Origin of the sequence: Qipengyuania sp. (genome assembly GCF_042095715.1) — a bacterium.
GTDB lineage: Bacteria > Pseudomonadota > Alphaproteobacteria > Sphingomonadales > Sphingomonadaceae > Qipengyuania.
Genome location: NZ_JBELMO010000009.1, coordinates 1 through 19,072 on the forward strand (window position 1 = coordinate 1; position 19,072 = coordinate 19,072).

Here is a 19,072-nt window from a genome sequence, read left to right on the forward strand (position 1 = left end):
ATGAACATGATGTACTCCGTCGATCCCATCCAACTTTTCGAGTGCCAAAACGATCCGATCAAACTCCAGCTCGTCGGGAACCGCGCCCATCAAGAGCCGGACTGTCCGCGGCATCAGGGTCACCCCCTGCCAGATGACATAACCGGCGATGATTAGGGTGATGATCAGATCCGCGATGTAGAGATCGTATAGCAGGATCAGCGCGCCAGCAACGATCACACCGACCGACGCGAGAGCATCGGAGACGTTGTGCAGAAAGGCCGCCTTCATGTTGATGCTGTCATGCGAACCGCGATAGACGATGAAGGCAGTCACCAGATCGATGACCAGCGCTATGCCCGCCACGCCTATGACGGTCCATCCCTCGACCGGTTGGGGATCGGCGAACCGGTTGATTGCCTCCACCAACAGGTAGAAGCCGATGATAAGCAGCGTCGTGAGGTTGATGAGTGCGGCGACGACTTCGCCTTGCGCATAACCGAAGGTCATAAGTTTGTCGGCGGGTCGCCGCCCGATTTTGCGCGCGAACCAGGCCAGGCCAAGCGAAGCCGCATCGCTGAAATTGTGCAAGGCGTCGGCTATGAGCGCGAGCGACCCTGAGACGATCCCGCCAATGATTTGGGCAACTGTAAGCAAAACGTTGATCGCCACTGCAAAGATCAGCTGGCGATCGCTGAGATTTTCTTCGCCGTGACTATGTCCGGCGTGACCGTGGGATTGCTCCATTACTCGCGTCCCATTGTGAAGGGTTCAATGCTAAACGCGACTGCCGGTCGCTCTGCGGGATGCTCCAAACCCGAATTCGGAAGATCCACCGCGTCTGATAATTCATCAAGCCCGGCGAAAATGAGTGCGAGAAGGGCGAACCCGACGAGAAAAACAAGAAGCGATTTGAAGTGCCCCGCTGTGTGTGCCGCTTGATGAAGAAGCAAAGCTCTTACCGCCGCAGCCAGGAGCAACCCTGCAAGGACGGTGAGGAGCCAAGGCAGCCCGAAACTATCGACACTGTGTACCATCCAGAATGCCAACAGCGCAGAACCGATGAAGGCCAGAGCGAGACCGACCTGTAGCGCGATGCGGTCCATTCGGCTTGAGCTAGCGGCTATGAACCTGGAGCCAATCTGACGACTGACCAAGACATTCGCCATGGCCAACCCTGCCGCGGTGACTATTGCCAAAGTCACGGAAGCGGCTGCTGCAATACCGAGGGTCAAACCATAGCCGATCAGATCGACGATGGAGAAGATCGACGATACAGCAACATTGGACAAATCCTCGTCATGATCATGCTGCTTTCTTTTGCCGTCCGCGAAACGGCCTCTGAGATAGCCGGCTGCCTTGCACAGAAGAACATAGGCTCCTCCACCGAGCAAAAAGAGCACAGGGATGGCCCAGCTGTCGACTGCCGATTGGACGAACGGCGTAACCGCTAGCGCAGCGGTCGCAAACAGAACGCCCGCAGCAGCAGGATACAACAGATCGGACCGGCGCAATCCCGCCCCCACACGTTCGACCCACAACGTCCCTACGACCAAGCCGGTGCTTGCGAATATCGCAAGAAGCAAAACATGCGATCGGCTTTGTGTCTCAAAGATAGTGTCGAAAAGGCTCATTAGCTTTTCAAACCCCGTACCGCCGGAAGTTCGTCTGCGACTTTCTTCCGCGCGACAGGCAAATCTCCATCAAAATCTTTTCGGGGAGATGTCCTCATAAGCAAGGGCTGATCGTCATGATCCTCTTCGCGGTGGCTATGGCCGCTCCGTTCACCCTGATCTCGGTTGTCATTGCTCATCCGGCTCCTCCGGAGACTTGCAAAGGCTTCACCCACAGGAATATTACGGCAATAAAAGCCGCATTGGCTGCCCAGAACGCGAAGATGTGCCATCGACCAAAGCCTCTTTTCTCTTCGTCTCCCAACGAAAGAAAGAGAGCGTATAGCGCGGCCATCAGCACGACGAACGCGAGACTGACCCAGAAGAGTTGAAAATTCTCGATCGGCGTTCCGATGATGGTGAGCGGGATGAAGGCGAGCGTCATGGTCACGACATGGTCGCCGATCACGCTTGTGCTGGCGGAGGTCACCTGACCGGAGCGCGCGACGCTCCAGGTCGTGAACACCTCGGGCAGCGATGCGACGGCGGCAGTGATGAAAAGACCGCCGACGATATTCGGGATGCCGAGTGCGCTCACGATCCTTTCGGTCGAGAATACGGTGAAGTAGGCCCCGACCGCCAGGGCGCCGACGCCCGCTATGGCCATCCATTTCTCCTTTAGACTCCACTCTACCTCCTCTCCCTTCTCTCGGCCCCGAACGAGAGCCTGAAGGAGATAGGCGAGATACGCGATCAGCAGCAGCCATCCATCGATCGGCTGCAACCCGCGCCAAGGGGCGGGAAGCGTCAGTAGAGCGAAGACCGCGAGGATCGCCAGGTAAGGCAGCGCCTGGACGGTAAGAGCCCCCTTATCGACCGCGACGTAATGATCACGACGATGCTTCTTGTGCTCCTTGTCAGCACCTTCAAGGGCCCCTTTACGGGTCGCCAGATAAGCGGTCGTCACGATCACCGGAATCACCAGAACGGTCGAACCCAGCATGGCGCCAAGGCCGATATCGGACACATCACGAGCAGCGCTCGTCACATTGATGCCCATCTCTGGCGAAGCGGCGGCTAGACCTAAAAAGGAGCCCCCCGCCGCGACGGAGAACCCCCATTGCTTGCGTAATTTCTTGAGCGGTGCGGACAGGCGTTCCGCGCCCCAATGAGCGGCCCAGACGGCGGCGAGGAGAACCGCTGCCCAGACCGCGATCACTTGCGCCAGCCCTCGTGCTCTGTGCCCTCTTCCTCATGGATGTCCATATGCGCATCGCGCAGGATCTCGATGCCGCCGTAGATCGCTATGCAGGCCACACCGATCCCGACGACGAGATCGGGCCAATTCGATCCGGTGAAAAACACTACGATACCCGCTATGATAATCCCGCCGTTCGAAACGAAATCATTCAAACTGAACGTGGTGGCTGCACGTAAATTGACATCCTTATTCTGCAAACGTTTCAGCAGGTAAAGGCACCAGAGGTTCACCGCACCGGCAACCAGCGCCATCACCATCATGACGCCGCCGATCGGATCCGAACCCTCCATGAAGCGCCGGATGGCATCGAGAATCACACCGCCTGCGAACACAAGCAGCATGACCCCGGAAAAACGCGCGGCTCCGCGCTTCCAGACCCGGGAGCGGGTGAGCGCAAGCAGGCTCAATGCATAGACAATCGCGTCCGACGAATTGTCGAGCCCATTGGCAATCAGCGCGTTGGAATCGCCGATTACCCCGGTGATGAAAAACCCTATCGCAATCGCCACATTGAGCCAGAAAACGATCCAGAGAGTGCGGCGCTTTTCGGCCGAATCGAGGTTGAGTTCGCCTTCGCCGCTCATGACGCATTCCTTCCGTCTCTCGCCCAGCTTTCGGCGGCAACCCGCTCGACAGGTGTGAAAAACCTCATCTCCGCGCGGAATAGCGGATCGAAAAGCTTGGTGCCCCACTCTTCCCAACTACTATCGCCGACCATCGCGATCCGGCCGAAGCTGTCCTTGTGCTTCGCATCGAATTTCAGGTCGCGCCAGAGACCGCCCATATCCCAGCCAGAAAAGTCGGGAGCAAGTTCGATAAGCATCGGAACCGTCCCAGGAACTCGCGCCGCGACGCGCTCGAAAAACGGAACGAAGCGGTCATAGTCGCTATCGGAAAGCGTTCCGTCCGCCCTGATGAGCAACAGACCGTTATCTTCGATTGCGGTGAGCATGGCGATTTCTCCTCTTGAATGTTCCGCGCGACCGTCGAGCGGCTTTGGCGCGTCCTCTGGACAGCGGTAAAAGATGCGCTCGAAACCTCGATAGTTGCAGGTGAAGGGCCGTCCCGGGCTACAATCTTCGATCGTAAGATGGCGCACTTGCATTGGCCGCGCATGCCGTTCGAAGGGCTTATGGTCATGGTATATGCGATGGCCTCACCCTCATCGCGCCAGATGCCGACAGCGGACAGATCACCGTCCGAAGGTTGCACCTCTGCATAGAAGCCATCGGCGAAAAACACCCACGCCGTGCCCGTATCGCAGCCGGGCGTTCTGCCGAGGCTCCGCGCGCCCGCAATTGAGTCCGATACCGGATCGCTTCGAGACTTGTCAGTCCCGAAGCGATCTGAGGCAGACAAATTGACCTAGCTAACTTCAATTAGCCCTCCCCTTCAAGTAACATCCCGAAGTTCTTTACGTTCCTCAGGCGTGACGTTGCGACGCAGGCGGTCCCACCATCTTTGGCGCCAGCTTCGCTTCTCCTTGCCATCATCGAGTACCAGGCGAGCGATCGCTGGCAAAACGAACAGCGTGAGCGCAGTGGCTGTGATCAGCCCGCCGATAACCACCGTAGCCAAGGGACGTTGCACCTCAGCACCTGTTCCTGTGGCAATCGCCATCGGCACAAAACCCAGCGACGCCACCAACGCGGTCATGAGCACCGGTCGCAGTCGCGCCAGCGCGCCATCGGCAATCGCCTCATCCAGTGACATCCCGCTGTCGAGTCGCTGCCGGATCGCGGTCATCATGACGAGACCGTTGAGCACCGCCACGCCGGAAAGCGCGATAAAGCCGACCGCTGCCGACACCGAGAATGGCAAGCCTCGCAGCGCCAGAGCGAACACCCCGCCAGCCAAGGCCATGGGAATGGCACTGAACACGGCAAGCGCTGGAACCCATCCACCCAAAGCCATGAACAGCAAGAGGAGAACCAGAGCGAAGGCAATCGGGACGACGATGGTGAGCCGCGCCTGCGCTTCCTGCAGGTTCTGATACTGTCCGCCCCATTCGATGAAGGAGGCCGGCGGCATATCGACGCCGGTCGAAACCCTTTCCTGCGCTTCCTCAACAAAGGAGCCGAGATCGCGCTCGCGTACGTTGGCCGAGACGATCACAAGCCTTCGGCCCTGCTCTCGCCGAACCTCGGCAAGGCCATCGACGACCTGAAAATCGGCCAATGTCCGCAAAGGAACGGTGACCCCGTTTTCAAGCACGATCGGGAGCGCGCCGAGCTGGTCGAAATCGTCGCGCGTAGCATCCTCGAGGCGCACGACAACATCGAAACGGCGATCGCCCTCGAACACCAGTCCTGCTGGCCGCCCGCCGAGCGCGATAGCAACCGACTGTGCCACTTCCTCGACGGTCAGACCATAGCGCGCGATGGTCGGGCGATCGAAGGCGATGTCCAGCGTAGGAAAGCCGGTCACCTGCTGCACCTTCACGTCCGCGGCGCCTTCGACACCTCCAAGCACGCCCGCGACCTCGCCCGCAGCTTCGGTGAGCGCAGTGAGGTCATCGCCGTAGAGCTTGACCGCGACATCGCCGCGCACACCGGCGATCAGCTCGTTGAAGCGCAGCTCGATAGGCTGGCTGAACTCGTAGAGATTGCCGATGAGGCCTCCGAGCGCGCTTTCCATTTCACCAACAAGCTCATCTTTCGGCAAATCGGGATCGGGCCATTCGTCGCGAGGCTTCAGGATGACATAAGCGTCCGAAGCATTGGGGGGCATTGGATCGCTGGCGACTTCGGCCGTGCCCGTCCGTGAGAACACAAGATCAACTTGGGGAAACTCTTCGAGCCGGTCTTCGACCCGCCGCTGCATCGCCAGCGAGCGTTCGAGCGATGTCGAGGGGATGCGCAAGGATTGCACCGCGATGTCGCGTTCATCGAGCTGCGGGGTGAACTCGCTGCCCAGAAAGCCGAACACAAAAACCGCTACTGTGAAGAGACCAACCCCGGCACCAATCATCGGCCAGGGCCGCGCAATGACCTTGCGCACGGCGGGACCGTAGCGCTCTTTGGCCCAGCGAATGGGCTTCACCTCCTTTTCGGTCAGCTTCTTGTTGAGCAGGACCGCAATCATCGCTGGCACGAAGGTCAATGAAAGAACGAAGGCCGAAGCCAGCGCGAGCATCATCGTGATCGCCATGGGCGAGAACGTCTTGCCCTCGACCCCGGTAAAGGTCAGCAGCGGCGCGAAGACGAGGAAGATAATCGCCTGACCGTAGACGGTCGGTTTGATCATTTCCTGCGCTGCGAGACGCGTTTCGGTCAGCCGCTCACCCAAGGTAAGCAAGCGTCCTTCGCGATGTTGCCGGGCCGCAAGCCGGGCGACGCTGTTCTCGACAATGATGACCGCACCATCGACGATCAGCCCGAAGTCGAGCGCGCCCAGGCTCATCAGATTACCTGAGACACCAAGCCGGTTCATCCCCACCGCTGCCATCAGCATCGAAACGGGAATGACCAGTGCGGTGATTATGGCGGCGCGGATATTGCCGAGCAAGAGGAACAGGACGGCGATCACGAGCAATGCGCCTTCGAGCAGGTTCTTTTCGACGGTGGAGATCGTCGCATCGACTAGTGAGGAACGATTGTAGACAATCTCAGCGACAACTCCGTCCGGAAGCGATGCGCGGACCTCTTCAAGTCTCTCGGCAGCACCAGCCGCAACGGTCCGGCTGTTCTCGCCCGCGCGCATCAACACGGTTCCCACCACCGCCTCTTCACCGTTCAGTGAAGCAGCACCGGTTCGCAGGTCGCCGCCGATCTCCACATCGGCCACATCGCCGATGCGGATGGGCACGCCCTCGCGGGTCGCAATGACGGCTTCTTCGATGTCGGCAATGCTGCCCAGCCTCGCGTCCACGCGGACAAGCAGGGCTTCGTCGGCACGATCGACGAAATTGGCGCCTGCCGCCAGATTGGCGGCTTCTAGAGCATCGATGAGTGAGTCGAATGACAGGCCATAGCCGGTGAGACGTGCCGGATCGGGCTGAACAAGGAATTGCTTTTCGAACCCGCCAATCGAATCCACGCCGGCCACGCCGTCGATCGAGCGCATCAACGGCGCGACCACCCAATCCTGCACAGTGCGCAGATAGGCCGCCTTAGCCACCTCACTCTCGAGGCGGTCGCCGCGTTCGGTGATGAAGCTGCCATCGGACTGCCAGCCTGTGCGGCCACCAGTGGTCGCACCCTTGCCACCGGGATGCTCATACTCGATCGTATACATCAGCACTTCGCCAAGGCCGGTGGAGATCGGCCCCATGGTAGGCTCCGCTCCTTCGGGCAATGAAGCGCCAATCGGCGCGAGCCGTTCGTTCACCTGCTGCCGGGCGAAGTAGAGGTCGGTGCCCTCCTCGAAAATCGCGGTGACCTGGCTGAAGCCGTTGCGCGAAATCGATCGTGTCATCTCCAGGCCTTCGATCCCGGCAAGTCCGGTTTCGATGGGGAAGGTCACCTGCGTCTCGACCTGCGAAGGTGAGAGCGCGGCAGCGCTGGTGTTGATCTGGACCTGCGTGTTGGTGATGTCGGGAACCGCGTCGATCGGCAGGCGCACCAGATTGAACGCTCCGTAGATCGCTGCGAACACGGTCAGGACGATGATCGCCCAGCGGAAACGAACGGCGACATCGAGGATGACTCCGATCGGGCCGTGACGGTGGCTACCTTCGTCCGAAGACATGGGAGAAGATGCCGTGGTTTGATCAATGGCCATGTTCTGCGCCCTCCTTTTCGAGCTCGGACTTCAACAGGAAGGCATTGGCAGTCGCGATCCGCTGACCGGGCTCGAGCCCGGAGAGGATCGTCACCATTCCGGCAGACCGGCTGCCGATCTCGACCTCCCGAGCCTGAAATCCGCGTCGTGTCCGCACGAAGACAACATCGCGTCCTTCGAGCACCTGCACAGCATCTTCGGGTACCGCGATACGGCTCTGGTCCAATTCGCCCGAGGGGCGAATACGCGCCTGAAGGAACGATCCGGGCTGCAGACCGGGAACGGCGCGCGTCAAGGTAAGAACCGCTGTCGCGCTACGGCTCTCGGCATCGAGCGAAGGCGTTACCGACCGGACGCGAGCGCCGATCTCCCTTCCATCGCCGAGGATCAACGCAGCCTCGTCGCCAGGCTGGATGCGTGAAGCATCTTCGGAAGGCAGCGCAACCTCGATCTGCAAGCCGCTGGGATTGACCACGCTGTAAAGCTCCTCCCCGGCGTCGACGAACGAGCCGAGCACGATTGGAGCGGCGGTCACACGGCCCGAAAGCGGACTGGTGACAGCGAGCGAGCGTCCATCGCCGCTCACGCCTGCCGCGGCGACGGCCGCCTGCGACCGGTTCAGTTCGGAACGGGCAACGTCAAGATTGGCGCGCGCCGCTTCGAGATCCTGGCGTGCGGTCACGTTGGCTTCGAATAGCCGGCGCTCCCGTTCATAGGCCGCCGAAAGCTCGGTTACGCGGGCGCGGGCGGCACTAAGCTGGGAAGCGAGTGCAGCCGCATCGGCGCTTTCGATCCGAGCGACGGTCTCGCCCTGCCGGACATAATCGCCAAGCGTCTTGCCAACGCTGCGCACGACACCGGAAGCCCGTGCATCGATGCGTGCGCTGGCGGTCGGACTTGCCGCAACCGTTGCAGGAAATACGAGTTCGACAGCGGCACCCGTTTGCACCGCTGCGACCTCGATCTCGGCGGTGCGGATCTGCTCTTGCTCGATTAGCACGAGCCCCTCGGGCAGTTCTGTCTCTGCGACCTCTTCGTCCGCGTGGGTGTCGACCTGGCTGTCAGGCCAGAACATCAGCATCAAGGCCGAAACAAGTATGACAATTCCGGCGATGATCGCCAGTCTTTTGCGGTTCATTTTGGTATTCCTCATTGTGCGGCCAGCCTGATCAGTTCGGCGGCAGCTTGTCCCCGGTCTTCTTGCGCAGCAATCAACGCCTCGCGAATGGCATCGCGCGCTTCGGCTGCGCTCAACACTTCGATCAACGGAAAACGGCCATTGCGATAACCGATGCGGACGAGCCGAAGAGCCTCCTCGGCCTGGGGGAGTGATGTCGTGGAAAGCGTCTCGACGCGCGCTTCGGCAGCAAGATATTGCGATCGTGCGCGCGTCACGGCTTGCTCGAAATCGGCCAACGCTACAGCCTCGCGAGCATTGGCGGCGCGCAGCCTTGCTTCGGCTGCAGCGATATTGCCCTGATTACGATTCAAGAAGGGAAGCGGGATCGAGACACCGAGAAGAAAGGCACTGTCATTGCTTTCCTCGAAGCGTCGAACACCGGCGGAAACGACGGGATCGGGAATGCGCAGGCTGCGCTCACGATCGATCTCGGCGGCGGCGGCGGTGCTTTCCGCACGCGCCACTCGCAATTGCAGACCGCTTGCTGTCGCCATTACAGCACCGGGCGGTTCGATCCCGGGGAACCTGCTCGGAACAAGCGGCGGCGCCCCCTGATCGCCCCATAGCGAGGCGAGGGCCGTTCGGGCTGCAAGACTTGTCGCTTCGGCGGCCTGAAGTTCGGCTTGCGCTTCCGCCAAGGCCGCTTCGGCCCGAAGAGCACGGAGCGGGGGCTCGCGCCCGACTTCTACGAGGAGACCGGCAATGCGGGCGAGCTCTTCGTTTCGCTCAACCACATCGAGGGCCAGTTCGACGCGCGAGGCTGCTGCAGCCGCTGCTACGTAGCGTTCACGGACAAGAAATCCGAGTTCGGCCCCCGCAAGGTCAGCCCGCAGATCCGCCAGCTGTGCCTGCGCCCGGGCAGCCTCGACGCGTGTGCCGCGTTTACCTCCAAGTTCGAGCCGCTGTCCGACAGCAAGCGTATATTCGGTGGCGCTTAGCCCGGAGAAGGCCCCACTCCCGGCGATGTTCTCGACCTCGAGCGATATTTCAGGGTTGGGCCGCAACCGCGCCTGTCCGACAAGAGCCTGCGCCGCCTCGGCTTCCGCTCGAGGGCCGACGATGCGCGGGTTTAACTCGGTGTTAGCGGGTTCGGCAACCACGCCTGTCCGGCCCAACGCCTCGTCGAGCGTCAGAAGCTCCCGCTCCTGCGCTGCCACAGGCGTGACAATTGCGGCGAGGGTTAGCCCTGCTATCAGGGCCCCTCGCCATTTGATGGCTGGCATTTTTCAAAACTCTCTCTGCTGACAAATCGAAATGCGCTGCGTCAAGCAGCGCAGTGACGGTCGTCAGGCGCGAGGAGGGCGTTTGGGTAAATTGCTCGCATCGCCGAATAATTCTTCGGCCATATGCGACCCAACCGTGATGTTAAGCCGGTCGGGCATGTCGTTTAAAAGCTTCGATTTCAGTGCTGCGGCGACGTGATGGCAATGCCCGTGGGCGCATTCCTGCTGCTCCGGGCTTTCGTTTTGCGGGCTCTCGTCCGCATCAATGTCGAACATCTGGACCGAATAGGCTATTTCTGACAGCTCGTCCGCACATTGCGCTGCTTCGACCGCCGGAGACGCCATCAGCGCTGCGACCGCCAAAAGGGCGGCGACAATCCTGACGGGAATCAAGGCGTTCAGATCGAACATCCTGTGGCCCCTAACAAGGTGAAACGAAAGTTGAAACAAAAATCTTCTCGGTTGCTGTAATGTGATATTGTCACGAAGCGTCCGGACAATGAATATTGTTCGAGTAGTTTCTTTTTCGACCAAATTCCATGGAATGAATGCAGCGTTCTTATAAGGCGAAAGCTGATTAATATTCAAATTACCCAAGTTCCGTCATAATCAGCCATCCAATCCTAGATCACGACATCAGAATCTGGATTATCACGATGATAACGCTTCCAGCGACTGGAGGTGCAAGCACTTTTTTTGCTGTCTGGGTTCGGTGTCCATAGTCCCATTATAGCTTTCGCGTCAGCGACCCGCGGAAGAGGCGGCTGGGTTTCGAGAAAGCGTTTCGATGATTTTGCATTCGGAAACCTCGCCGCCCGTGCAGGCCGCGACCACACTTCTCAGTTCGGAACGAAGCGCTTGTAGCCGACTGATGCGCTCGTCCACGGCTCGAAGGTGCCGCAAAGCGATGTCACCCGCCTCGTCACAGCTCTGATCCGGTCTCGCCTTCACGCTTAAAAGCGAGCGTGTTTCATCGATCGAAAACCCCAATTTTCGAGCATGCCGAATAAAGGAAAGGCGCTCGACGTCCTGCTCTTTGTAGGTTCGCTGCCCCGCTGCCGTACGCGCGGCTTCGGGCATCAGTCCGATATCCTCATAAAACCTTATCGTATTGACCTTGGTGCCCGTCGCCTTCGAAAGACCTCCGATAAGCATGAACTCACTCCTCCAGCTCCGAAACCGCGAACCATTCGCAATTTTGGCTTGCTCCTACAGTTGCTAGAGGTGTTACCTAATGCCTCATGTCGAATAACGAAACATCGGATTGCGGCTGCACAGGCGATACGCAAAGAGCAGGCGCAGACCCCGCCTATCGCCGCGCCCTTTGGATCGTCGTATTGCTCAATCTGGGCTTTGGCGTTTTCGAGGCCTTCGGCGGGTTTCTGGCGGACAGCCAAGCGCTCAAGGCCGACGCTCTCGACTTCATCGGCGATGGATCGATCACGCTCATCGGCATCCTTGCTCTTGCGTGGACTGCCCGCACGCGCGCCCGGGTCGCGCTGGCACAGGGGCTGTTTCTGGGCGTACTAGGCCTCGGAGTGATCGGTCTGGCGGTCTGGCGATCGCTTAACGCGGTCGCGCCGGAAGCCGGCTTGATGGGCGGGATCGCCGTCGCAGCCTTGATAGTCAACATCGCGGCGGCGCTTGTGCTGATGCGGTTTCGCGAAGGCGACGCACATGTATCCGCGATCTGGCTGTTCAGCCGCAATGACGCGATCGCCAATGTCGGAGTGATCATCGCTGCTGCCCTGGTCGCCTGGACCGGGCAAGCCTGGCCCGATCTGCTGGTCGCAGCGGTGATCGCACTGATCTTCCTGCATTCGGCCTATCTTATTGTCCGGCGTGCCACCGAGGAACTTCGCGCGCAGCATGTTTCGGCTCTCGGAAAGGCCGCCTCCAAATGACGCTACGTGCTTTTGCGGTCCAATTGATCGCTTTCCTGTCGATCGCAGTCGCAATGCCCGCTTCTGCAGGCACGCATGACGCGGTTCAGACGACCTGGCGCCTGCTCGATTACATCGCCGTGGATTACACCGAAGCCGTTAGCGGCGGTGAAGTCACGAACGAGCTGGAGTATGCCGAAATGCAGGAATTTTCTGCCTCGGTAGCCGAACGCATGGCTGCCCTGCCCGCAAACGCGCACCGTGCCCAGCTGGTTGCGGAGGCAGAGGCTCTCGTCGAGTCAATCTCGACGAAGGTGGAGCCTGCTGTCGTCGCACGAGACGCGCGCAGATTGGCAAGCGAGCTGATCGCGGCGTTTCCCGTTCCGCTTGCTCCCGAGGCGGCACCCGACCTCGCGCGAGGTGCCGCGCTGTACGCCCAGAACTGCGCAAGCTGTCATGGCGTGAGCGGAGGAGGCGACGGCCCCGCGGCAGAGGGACTCGATCCCCCGCCAATCGCGTTCGACGACGTCGTCCGTGCCCGCGAGCGAAGCGCTTTCGCGCTCTACCAGGTCATTGGACAGGGTCTGGAGGGAACGGCCATGCCGGGCTTTTCCGATCTCGGGGCGGAAGATCGCTGGAGCCTGGCCTACTATTCAGGGTCGATCGCATTTGAGGATGTGGAGCGCGGCAGACGGATCTGGAACGACGATCCGGAAATCCGGGCGCGTATTCCTGACCTCGCCGCTCTATCCGGCCTTACGCCGGCAACCCTTGGCGAGGCGATCAGCACCGAGCGTGCCGATGCCGTTATGGCCTATTTGCGGGCTCATCCCGAAGCCATGGCGAGCGATACGACCGGCTCACTCGCTTTGGCACGCAAACGCTTGCAGCAAAGTCTTGCCGCTTACGAAGCGGGTAATGAGGCCGAAGCGCGCGAACTCGCACTCTCGGCCTATCTGGATGGCTTCGAACCATTGGAAGCCGTTTTAAGCACGCGCGATGCAGACCTGCTCGCATCTGTCGAAACCGGCATGGCGGAGCTTCGAGCGGCAATAGGTCGCGGGGATCCGCTGGCCGCCGTCGCCCAAAGGGTGAATGCGCTCGACGTTCTTTTCTACCGCGCCGAGACGGTCCTCGCCCCGGACAATGCCAGTGAGGCGTCGGCATTCGCAGGAGCCTTTGCGATCCTGTTGCGCGAAGGGCTCGAGGCATTGCTGATCGTGATCGCGATGATCGCGTTCCTGCGCAAGGCCGAGAGAACGGAAGTTCTGCCCTTCGTCCATGGCGGATGGCTGTCGGCCCTTGTCGCCGGTGGCCTGACTTGGGTGGCAGCGACTTACCTGATCGGCATAAGTGGAGCAGGCCGTGAACTCGTAGAGGGGTTCGGATCGCTTTTTGCCGCGCTCGTCCTGCTGTCGGTCGGTATTTGGATGCACGGCAAGTCGCAGGCCGGCGAATGGCAACGCTATATCCAGAAAACCATGCAGCACGCTCTCTCGCGCAGGTCCGCATGGTTTCTGTTCGGGCTGGCGTTTCTGGTGGTTTATCGGGAGGTCTTTGAAACGATTCTCTTCTTCGCGGCGCTCTGGACTCAGGGGCATGCCGACGCAATTCTCGGCGGCGCCGCCTCCGCAGTCGTGTTGCTCGGACTAATCGCCTGGGCGATGCTGCGCTACAGTCGCCGGCTGCCGATTGGAACATTCTTCGCGTACAGCTCGATCCTGATCGGCATTCTTGCCGTCGTTTTGGCCGGAAAGGGCATTTCGGGCCTCCAGGAAGCCGGACTGCTGGACATCACTCCGCTTCCGAATCTGCCTCGCATACCGATACTGGGCATCGCACCAGCACTTGAGCCGGTAGCGGCGCAAATCCTCACGCTCGCCATTATCGGTTCGGGATATTGGCGCAACAAAATGAAAGGCCTGCAAGTCCGGACGCCGCAAGCCGAAACCGGCTGACGACGTTCCGGGAGCTGGAAAGCGATATGATCGACAGACGTTCCATTCTTGGCGGTGCGATGCTTGGCGCAGGTGCATTGGGGATAGCCGCATATGCCGGGCGCGACCTGTTGATAGGCAAGAAAGCAACGCTTGCTTCGGGAACGGCACGCTCGCAACTTCTCATTCCTCCTCTTTATTCAGGCGAACGAGAAGGCGGCGAGAGGGTTTTCGATCTCAATCTGCGCCACGGCGTCTCGCAATTTTTTGACGGGCTCGAAACGCCGACCATCGGTATCAACCAATCCTATCTAGGCCCCACGCTTGAGATGTACGCGGGCGACACGGTGCGGATGAATGTCACGAGCGATCTGTCCGAAACGGCAACCGTCCACTGGCACGGTTTTCATCTGCCGGCGCGCGCCGATGGCGGACCGCATCAACCGATCGAGCCGGGAGGCAGCTGGACCGCGCGTTTCGATGTCCGCCAGCGCGCATCGATGTTCTGGTATCATTCGCATGCGCACCGCCGCTCGGGGCCGCAAGTCTATCAGGGTCTGGCCGGAATGATCTACGTTCGCGACAGCGCGAGCGAAGCGCTCGACCTTCCGAACGATTACGGCGTCGATGATATACCGCTGGTCGTACAGGATCGCGCTTTCGCGCGCGATGGAAGCCTCATTTACTCCACACGCATGCATAATGTCATGATGGGGATGATGGGTGATACAATGCTGGTCAATGGCATCGTCGAACCCGTCTTCGAGGCAAGGTCCGATAGCCTGAGGCTACGCCTGGTCAATGGTTCGAACGCACGCTTTTACCGTTTCGGGTTCGACGATGGCCGCAGCTTCCATCAGATCGGAACCGACGGCGGTTTGCTCGCCGCGCCGCTGCCAACCGACAATGTTGTTCTCGCCCCGGGCGAACGCGCGCAGGTAATCGTCGATGTCAGTGATGGAAGGCCGGTTTCGCTGCTTGCGGACGGGCTCGAAATCATGGGCATGGGAAATAGGGGCCGGGGAATGAGAGGGCCCGGACCCACGCGCGATTCCGACCGGCCGGTGGACAATTGGATGATGGGCGAACGGGAGCGTCGCGATGGGATGATGGGCGGTATGATGGATGAAAGGCGTCGCTTTACCGTGCTGGACATCCGGCCGGCCGCAAGCCGCAGGCGGGCGATCGCTATGCCGCGCCAGCTCGCTACCTTGCCTCAGATCGATCCAGGCGACGCGGTCCGGACGCGCCGTTTCGTTCTCGATATGGGCATGGGAATGCGCATGATGCGTGGAGGCGGTTTTACCATCAACGGCAAATCGATGGACATGCAGCGTATCGACGAGACAGTGCGGGTCAATACCACCGAAATCTGGCAGGTCGAGAATGCCTCGATGATGGCGCATCCGTTCCACATTCATGATGTGCAGTTCCGTATCCTCGACCGGAACGGCCGGGCACCTGAGGCGGCGGAACAGGGGTTAAAGGACACGGTCGTCGTCTATCCGGGCGAGACCGTGCGGCTCCTTTTGCGGTTCGAGGACTACACCGACCCGGATTTGCCTTACATGTACCACTGCCACATCCTCGAGCACGAAGATGCCGGCATGATGGGGCAATTCACCGTCACAGCCTGAATCAGTAGCCGAGCAGAAGACCTGCCACCGACAGCCTCCAGGCCCTCACCAATGCGAGAACCATTCCATGAAAGCATCCGATCTTCTTGTCGCCGCGTTGGAAGCCGAAGGCGTCGAGTATATCTTCGCGGTTCCGGGCGAAGAAAACCTCGATCTTCTGGAGTCACTGCGGACCTCGTCGATCCGTCTGATCGTTACCCGGCACGAGCAAGGGGCAGGGTTCATGGCGGCAACCTATGGACGTCTTACCGGTAAAGCCGGCGTATGCCTTGCCACGCTGGGACCAGGGGCGACAAACCTCACGACGCCCGCAGCTTATGCCGCTCTGGGCGCTTTCCCTCTGGTCATGATAACCGGCCAAAAACCCATCAAGGTCTCGAAGCAGGCGCAGTTCCAGATCGTCGATGTCGTCTCGCTTTTCACCCCACTATGTAAGATGGCGAAGCAGATCGTGAATGGGGAGCGCATTCCTTCGTTCGTGCGCGAAGGTTTCAGGAGAGCTCAGGAAGAGCGACCCGGTGCAGTTCTGCTGGAACTGCCTGAAGATATTGCCGAGGAAGAAACCTCCGAACCGGTCGTTGCGCCCCACCCCCGCCAATATGCGGTGGCCGGAGATGCCGCGCTAGACGAAGCTGCCGAGCGAATTCTCGCCGCCGATCGCCCGCTGCTTTTGGTTGGTGCCGGGGCCAACCGACGTAGCGCCTGCAAGGCGCTCCGAAAGTTCGTCGACGATACCCAATTTCCGTTTTTTAATACGCAAATGGGCAAGGGAGTGCTCGATGAGGCAAGCCCCCTGTATCTGGGAACGGCGGCTCTATCGTCGGATGACTATGTTCATTGTGCCATCGATCGCGCAGACCTGATCGTCAATATCGGCCATGACGTGGTCGAGAAACCGCCCTTTTACATGGAGCCTGACGGACGCACCGTTATCCATATAAATTACAAGGCCGCAGAGGTCGACCAGGTCTATTTTCCGCAGCTGGAAGTCATTGGCGATATTGCCGGATCTGTCGAGCGACTAGGAAACCGGCTGCGCGGCAAACACCCTAGTGACCCGGCAGCCTACGCCAATGTCCATGAGGACATCGCGGCGCACATCCGCCAAGGCAGCGACGATGGCCGCTTTCCGATGGTGCCCCAGCGCATCGTTGCAGATGTACGGGCGGTCATGGGCCGGGACGACATCGTCGCACTCGACAACGGCATCTACAAGATCTGGTTCGCCCGCAACTATATCGCGCATGAGCCGAACACGATTCTGCTCGACAACGCGCTGGCGACGATGGGAGCGGGTCTCCCCTCGGCGATGATGGCAGCGATGCTGTCGCCCGAGCGCCGCGTGCTCGCCGTATGCGGCGATGGCGGGTTCATGATGAATTCGCAGGAGGTGGAAACCGCGGTCAGGCTCGGCCTCAACCTTGTCGTACTCATTCTCAATGATTCCGCTTACGGTATGATCCGATGGAAGCAGGAAGAACTTGGCTTTCCCGAATACGGTCTGAGCTTCGCCAACCCCGACTTCGTTGCCTATGCGAAGAGTTATGGTGCGACGGGCCACCGGATCGAGAGCAGCGAAGCACTGGTACCGACGTTGAATGAAGCGTTCGAAAGCGGCGGCGTTCACCTCATCGACTTACCGGTGGATTATTCCGAGAACCGCAAGGTTCTGATCGATGAACTGAAGGCGATGGAGTGTCCTCAATGACGTGGCAGGTCCTCAATCCCTACGACCAGGAATGCATTGGCAGCGTGGAGCTGGTCGACTGGCCACAAATCGATCGTTGGCTCGACGAGGCGCGCGCGCTGCACGAAGACCGGCAAGCGCGGCTCCCCGCCCATGAACGCATCGCCATCCTGCAGCGCGCCAGCGTGCTGATGCGCGAGCGCGCGGAGACGCTGGCAATGCAGATTGCGCGCGAGGGCGGCAAACCCATCATCGACGCGCGCGTGGAAACCAGTCGCGCCATTCAGAGCGTCGAACTGTGCATACACGAATTGTTCGCCAGCGGCGGGCGCGAAATCCCGATGGACCTGACGCAGGCGGGGGCAGGACGCAAAGCCTATACCTTCCGTGAGCCGATTGGGCCGGTCGTGGCGATCTCCGCTTTCAATCATCCTCTGAACCTGATCGCCCATCAGGTGGGACCGGCAGTCGCAAGCGGATGCCCTGTTCTGGTGAAACCGGCCAAGGACACGCCCCTCTCCTGCAAGAGTTTCGTCGAAATCCTTTATGAAGCCGGACTCAATGAAGATTGGTGCCGTTTCGTGCCGTGCTCGGACGAGGTCGCCGAAAAAATGGTCACCGATCCACGAACTGCGTTCTTCTCCTTCATCGGTTCGGCCAGAGTTGGCTGGATGCTCCGCTCCAAACTGGCCCCTGGCACCCGCTTGGCGCTGGAACATGGGGGCGCGGCCCCGGTCATCGTCGATGACAGCGTTGCGCACGCCAAGGTAATTCCTCCGCTCCTGAAAGGGGGCTTTTATCATTCTGGTCAGGTCTGCGTCTCGGTGCAGCGCGTGTTCGTTCCGCGCGCCGAATTGCCGGACTTCGCTGCCGAGCTCGCTGCGGGAGCAGAAGCGCTGACGGTGGGCGATCCGACCAATGCGGAAACCCAATGCGGTCCGCTCATTCGTCCTGCCGAAGTCGACCGCGTCGAATCCTGGGTCGATGCAGCCGTTCAGGGCGGCGGCAGGCTCGCCGCAGGGGGTAAGCGCACGGGTTCTACCCTTTACCAGCCCACGGTCCTTGTCGATCCGCCCGACGACGCCGATGTATCGCGGAAGGAAGTGTTCGGCCCTGTGGTCTGCATTTACGGATACGACGACGTCGATGCTGCGATCGGCCAAGCGAACGCGCTTCCCTACGCCTTCCAGGCGGCTGTGTTTACCGACCGAATGTCCTGGGCCGATTACTGCGTCGAAGCGCTGGCCGCGTCAGCCGTAATGGTCAACGATCATACCGCATTTCGCGTCGACTGGATGCCGTTCGCAGGACGCCGTCAGTCGGGTCTCGGAACAGGCGGTATCGGTTACACGATGGCCGATATGAGCGAAGAAAAGATGGTGGTCGTAAATGCACCATCCAGCGTCCGATGACCTTGAGCGCGGCGAAACGGCTTGCGCCCGTTTTGATTCTGGCCAGCTTCGGCCTCGACCAATTGTCGAAAACCTGGGCGCATTCTTTCGTTGGTTCGGGTAACGTGATCGCAGTGTTCCCGGGCTTCAATCTAGTCGCCATCACCAATAGCGGCGTGGCATTCGGATTGGCTGGTGAAGCAGCACCGGTTATCCTTATCGCGATCGGCGTTTTGCTTTCGGGACTACTCGGGATTTGGCTGATAAGAACCCGATCGCCCATCCATGCGCTCGGCTTGAGCCTCGCGATTGGCGGAGCGCTCGGCAACGTTGCGGACAGGCTGATGTTCGGTGCTGTCAGAGACTTCATCGATTTATACTGGGATACTCTTCATTGGCCATCATTCAATCTGGCCGACGTCGCGATCGTAGTGGGACTGGGGCTTTTGGTCCTGGTGGGCGAAGAGCAGCCTGAAAACCGCCCCGATATGAACTGAGTTAAAAATAGCGTAAGGCAAGGAAGGGCCTAGGGTTCCGCATAGCGCGGGCGAGCGAAACA

At 60.1% G+C, this 19,072-nt stretch carries 16 protein-coding genes; 6 read left to right on the forward strand and 10 right to left on the reverse strand.

Going from position 1 to position 19,072, the window contains the following annotated elements:
- The 10 genes from ACFDTG_RS03940 to ACFDTG_RS03985 all read right to left on the reverse strand — a co-directional run.
- Positions 1-726 (reverse strand): cation diffusion facilitator family transporter (locus tag ACFDTG_RS03940; protein ID WP_375289742.1); only part of this gene is annotated, 726 nt, incomplete at its 3' end.
- On the reverse strand, positions 726-1,613 hold the full coding sequence (locus ACFDTG_RS03945; RefSeq protein ID WP_050600438.1) for a hypothetical protein: 888 nt from the start codon (positions 1,611-1,613) through the stop codon (positions 726-728). The genes ACFDTG_RS03945 and ACFDTG_RS03940, both read right to left, overlap by 1 nt.
- A gap of 175 nt (positions 1,614-1,788) precedes the next feature.
- Positions 1,789-2,811, reverse strand: coding sequence for a sodium:calcium antiporter (locus ACFDTG_RS03950; RefSeq protein ID WP_050600439.1), 1,023 nt, complete (start codon positions 2,809-2,811; stop codon positions 1,789-1,791).
- The gene (locus ACFDTG_RS03955) at positions 2,808-3,437 is read right to left on the reverse strand and encodes a cation diffusion facilitator family transporter (protein ID WP_050600440.1); all 630 of its coding nucleotides are present in this window, start codon (positions 3,435-3,437) and stop codon (positions 2,808-2,810) included. The genes ACFDTG_RS03950 and ACFDTG_RS03955 overlap by 4 nt, the downstream gene beginning before the upstream one ends.
- Positions 3,434-3,805 (reverse strand): STAS/SEC14 domain-containing protein, encoded by a 372-nt coding sequence (locus tag ACFDTG_RS03960; RefSeq protein WP_050600441.1) that lies wholly within the window; start codon positions 3,803-3,805, stop codon positions 3,434-3,436. The genes ACFDTG_RS03955 and ACFDTG_RS03960 overlap by 4 nt, the downstream gene beginning before the upstream one ends.
- Before the next feature lie 440 nt (positions 3,806-4,245).
- A complete protein-coding gene (locus ACFDTG_RS03965) occupies positions 4,246-7,542 on the reverse strand; it encodes an efflux RND transporter permease subunit (protein WP_050600442.1) in 3,297 nt (1,098 codons plus the stop codon).
- A 22-nt stretch (positions 7,543-7,564) separates the two neighbouring features.
- Complete coding sequence (locus ACFDTG_RS03970) at positions 7,565-8,713, reverse strand: efflux RND transporter periplasmic adaptor subunit (RefSeq protein WP_050600443.1); 1,149 nt, start codon at positions 8,711-8,713, stop codon at positions 7,565-7,567.
- 11 nt (positions 8,714-8,724) lie between these two features.
- Complete coding sequence (locus ACFDTG_RS03975; RefSeq protein ID WP_050600444.1) at positions 8,725-9,978, reverse strand: TolC family protein; 1,254 nt, start codon at positions 9,976-9,978, stop codon at positions 8,725-8,727.
- Between the two features lie 63 nt (positions 9,979-10,041).
- A complete protein-coding gene (locus tag ACFDTG_RS03980) occupies positions 10,042-10,389 on the reverse strand; it encodes a hypothetical protein (protein WP_050600445.1) in 348 nt (115 codons plus the stop codon).
- A 330-nt stretch (positions 10,390-10,719) separates the two neighbouring features.
- Positions 10,720-11,133, reverse strand: a complete 414-nt coding sequence (locus tag ACFDTG_RS03985) for a helix-turn-helix domain-containing protein (RefSeq protein ID WP_050600446.1) — start codon at positions 11,131-11,133, stop codon at positions 10,720-10,722.
- 86 nt (positions 11,134-11,219) lie between these two features.
- Between ACFDTG_RS03985 and ACFDTG_RS03990 the strand changes: the two genes are divergently transcribed.
- From ACFDTG_RS03990 to lspA, 6 genes are all read left to right on the forward strand, one after another.
- Positions 11,220-11,882, forward strand: a complete 663-nt coding sequence (locus ACFDTG_RS03990) for a cation transporter (protein WP_063506155.1) — start codon at positions 11,220-11,222, stop codon at positions 11,880-11,882.
- Entirely contained in the window at positions 11,879-13,819 is a 1,941-nt protein-coding gene (locus ACFDTG_RS03995; RefSeq protein ID WP_375289743.1) for an FTR1 family protein, read from the forward strand. The genes ACFDTG_RS03990 and ACFDTG_RS03995 overlap by 4 nt, the downstream gene beginning before the upstream one ends.
- Positions 13,820-13,845: 26 nt before the next feature.
- The gene (locus ACFDTG_RS04000) at positions 13,846-15,435 is read left to right on the forward strand and encodes a multicopper oxidase family protein (protein WP_375289744.1); all 1,590 of its coding nucleotides are present in this window, start codon (positions 13,846-13,848) and stop codon (positions 15,433-15,435) included.
- A 67-nt stretch (positions 15,436-15,502) separates the two neighbouring features.
- Positions 15,503-17,143 carry an acetolactate synthase large subunit gene (locus tag ACFDTG_RS04005; protein ID WP_185885833.1) on the forward strand — a complete coding sequence of 547 codons (1,641 nt, stop codon included), beginning with the start codon at positions 15,503-15,505 and terminating at the stop codon, positions 17,141-17,143.
- Positions 17,140-18,534: an aldehyde dehydrogenase family protein gene (locus tag ACFDTG_RS04010; RefSeq protein WP_375289745.1), complete on the forward strand. Its 1,395-nt coding sequence runs from the start codon at positions 17,140-17,142 to the stop codon at positions 18,532-18,534. Before ACFDTG_RS04005 ends, ACFDTG_RS04010 begins: the two co-directional genes overlap by 4 nt.
- On the forward strand, positions 18,531-19,010 hold the full coding sequence (gene lspA / locus ACFDTG_RS04015; protein ID WP_375289746.1) for a signal peptidase II: 480 nt from the start codon (positions 18,531-18,533) through the stop codon (positions 19,008-19,010). Before ACFDTG_RS04010 ends, lspA begins: the two co-directional genes overlap by 4 nt.
- The last annotated feature ends 62 nt before the right edge of the window (positions 19,011-19,072 follow it).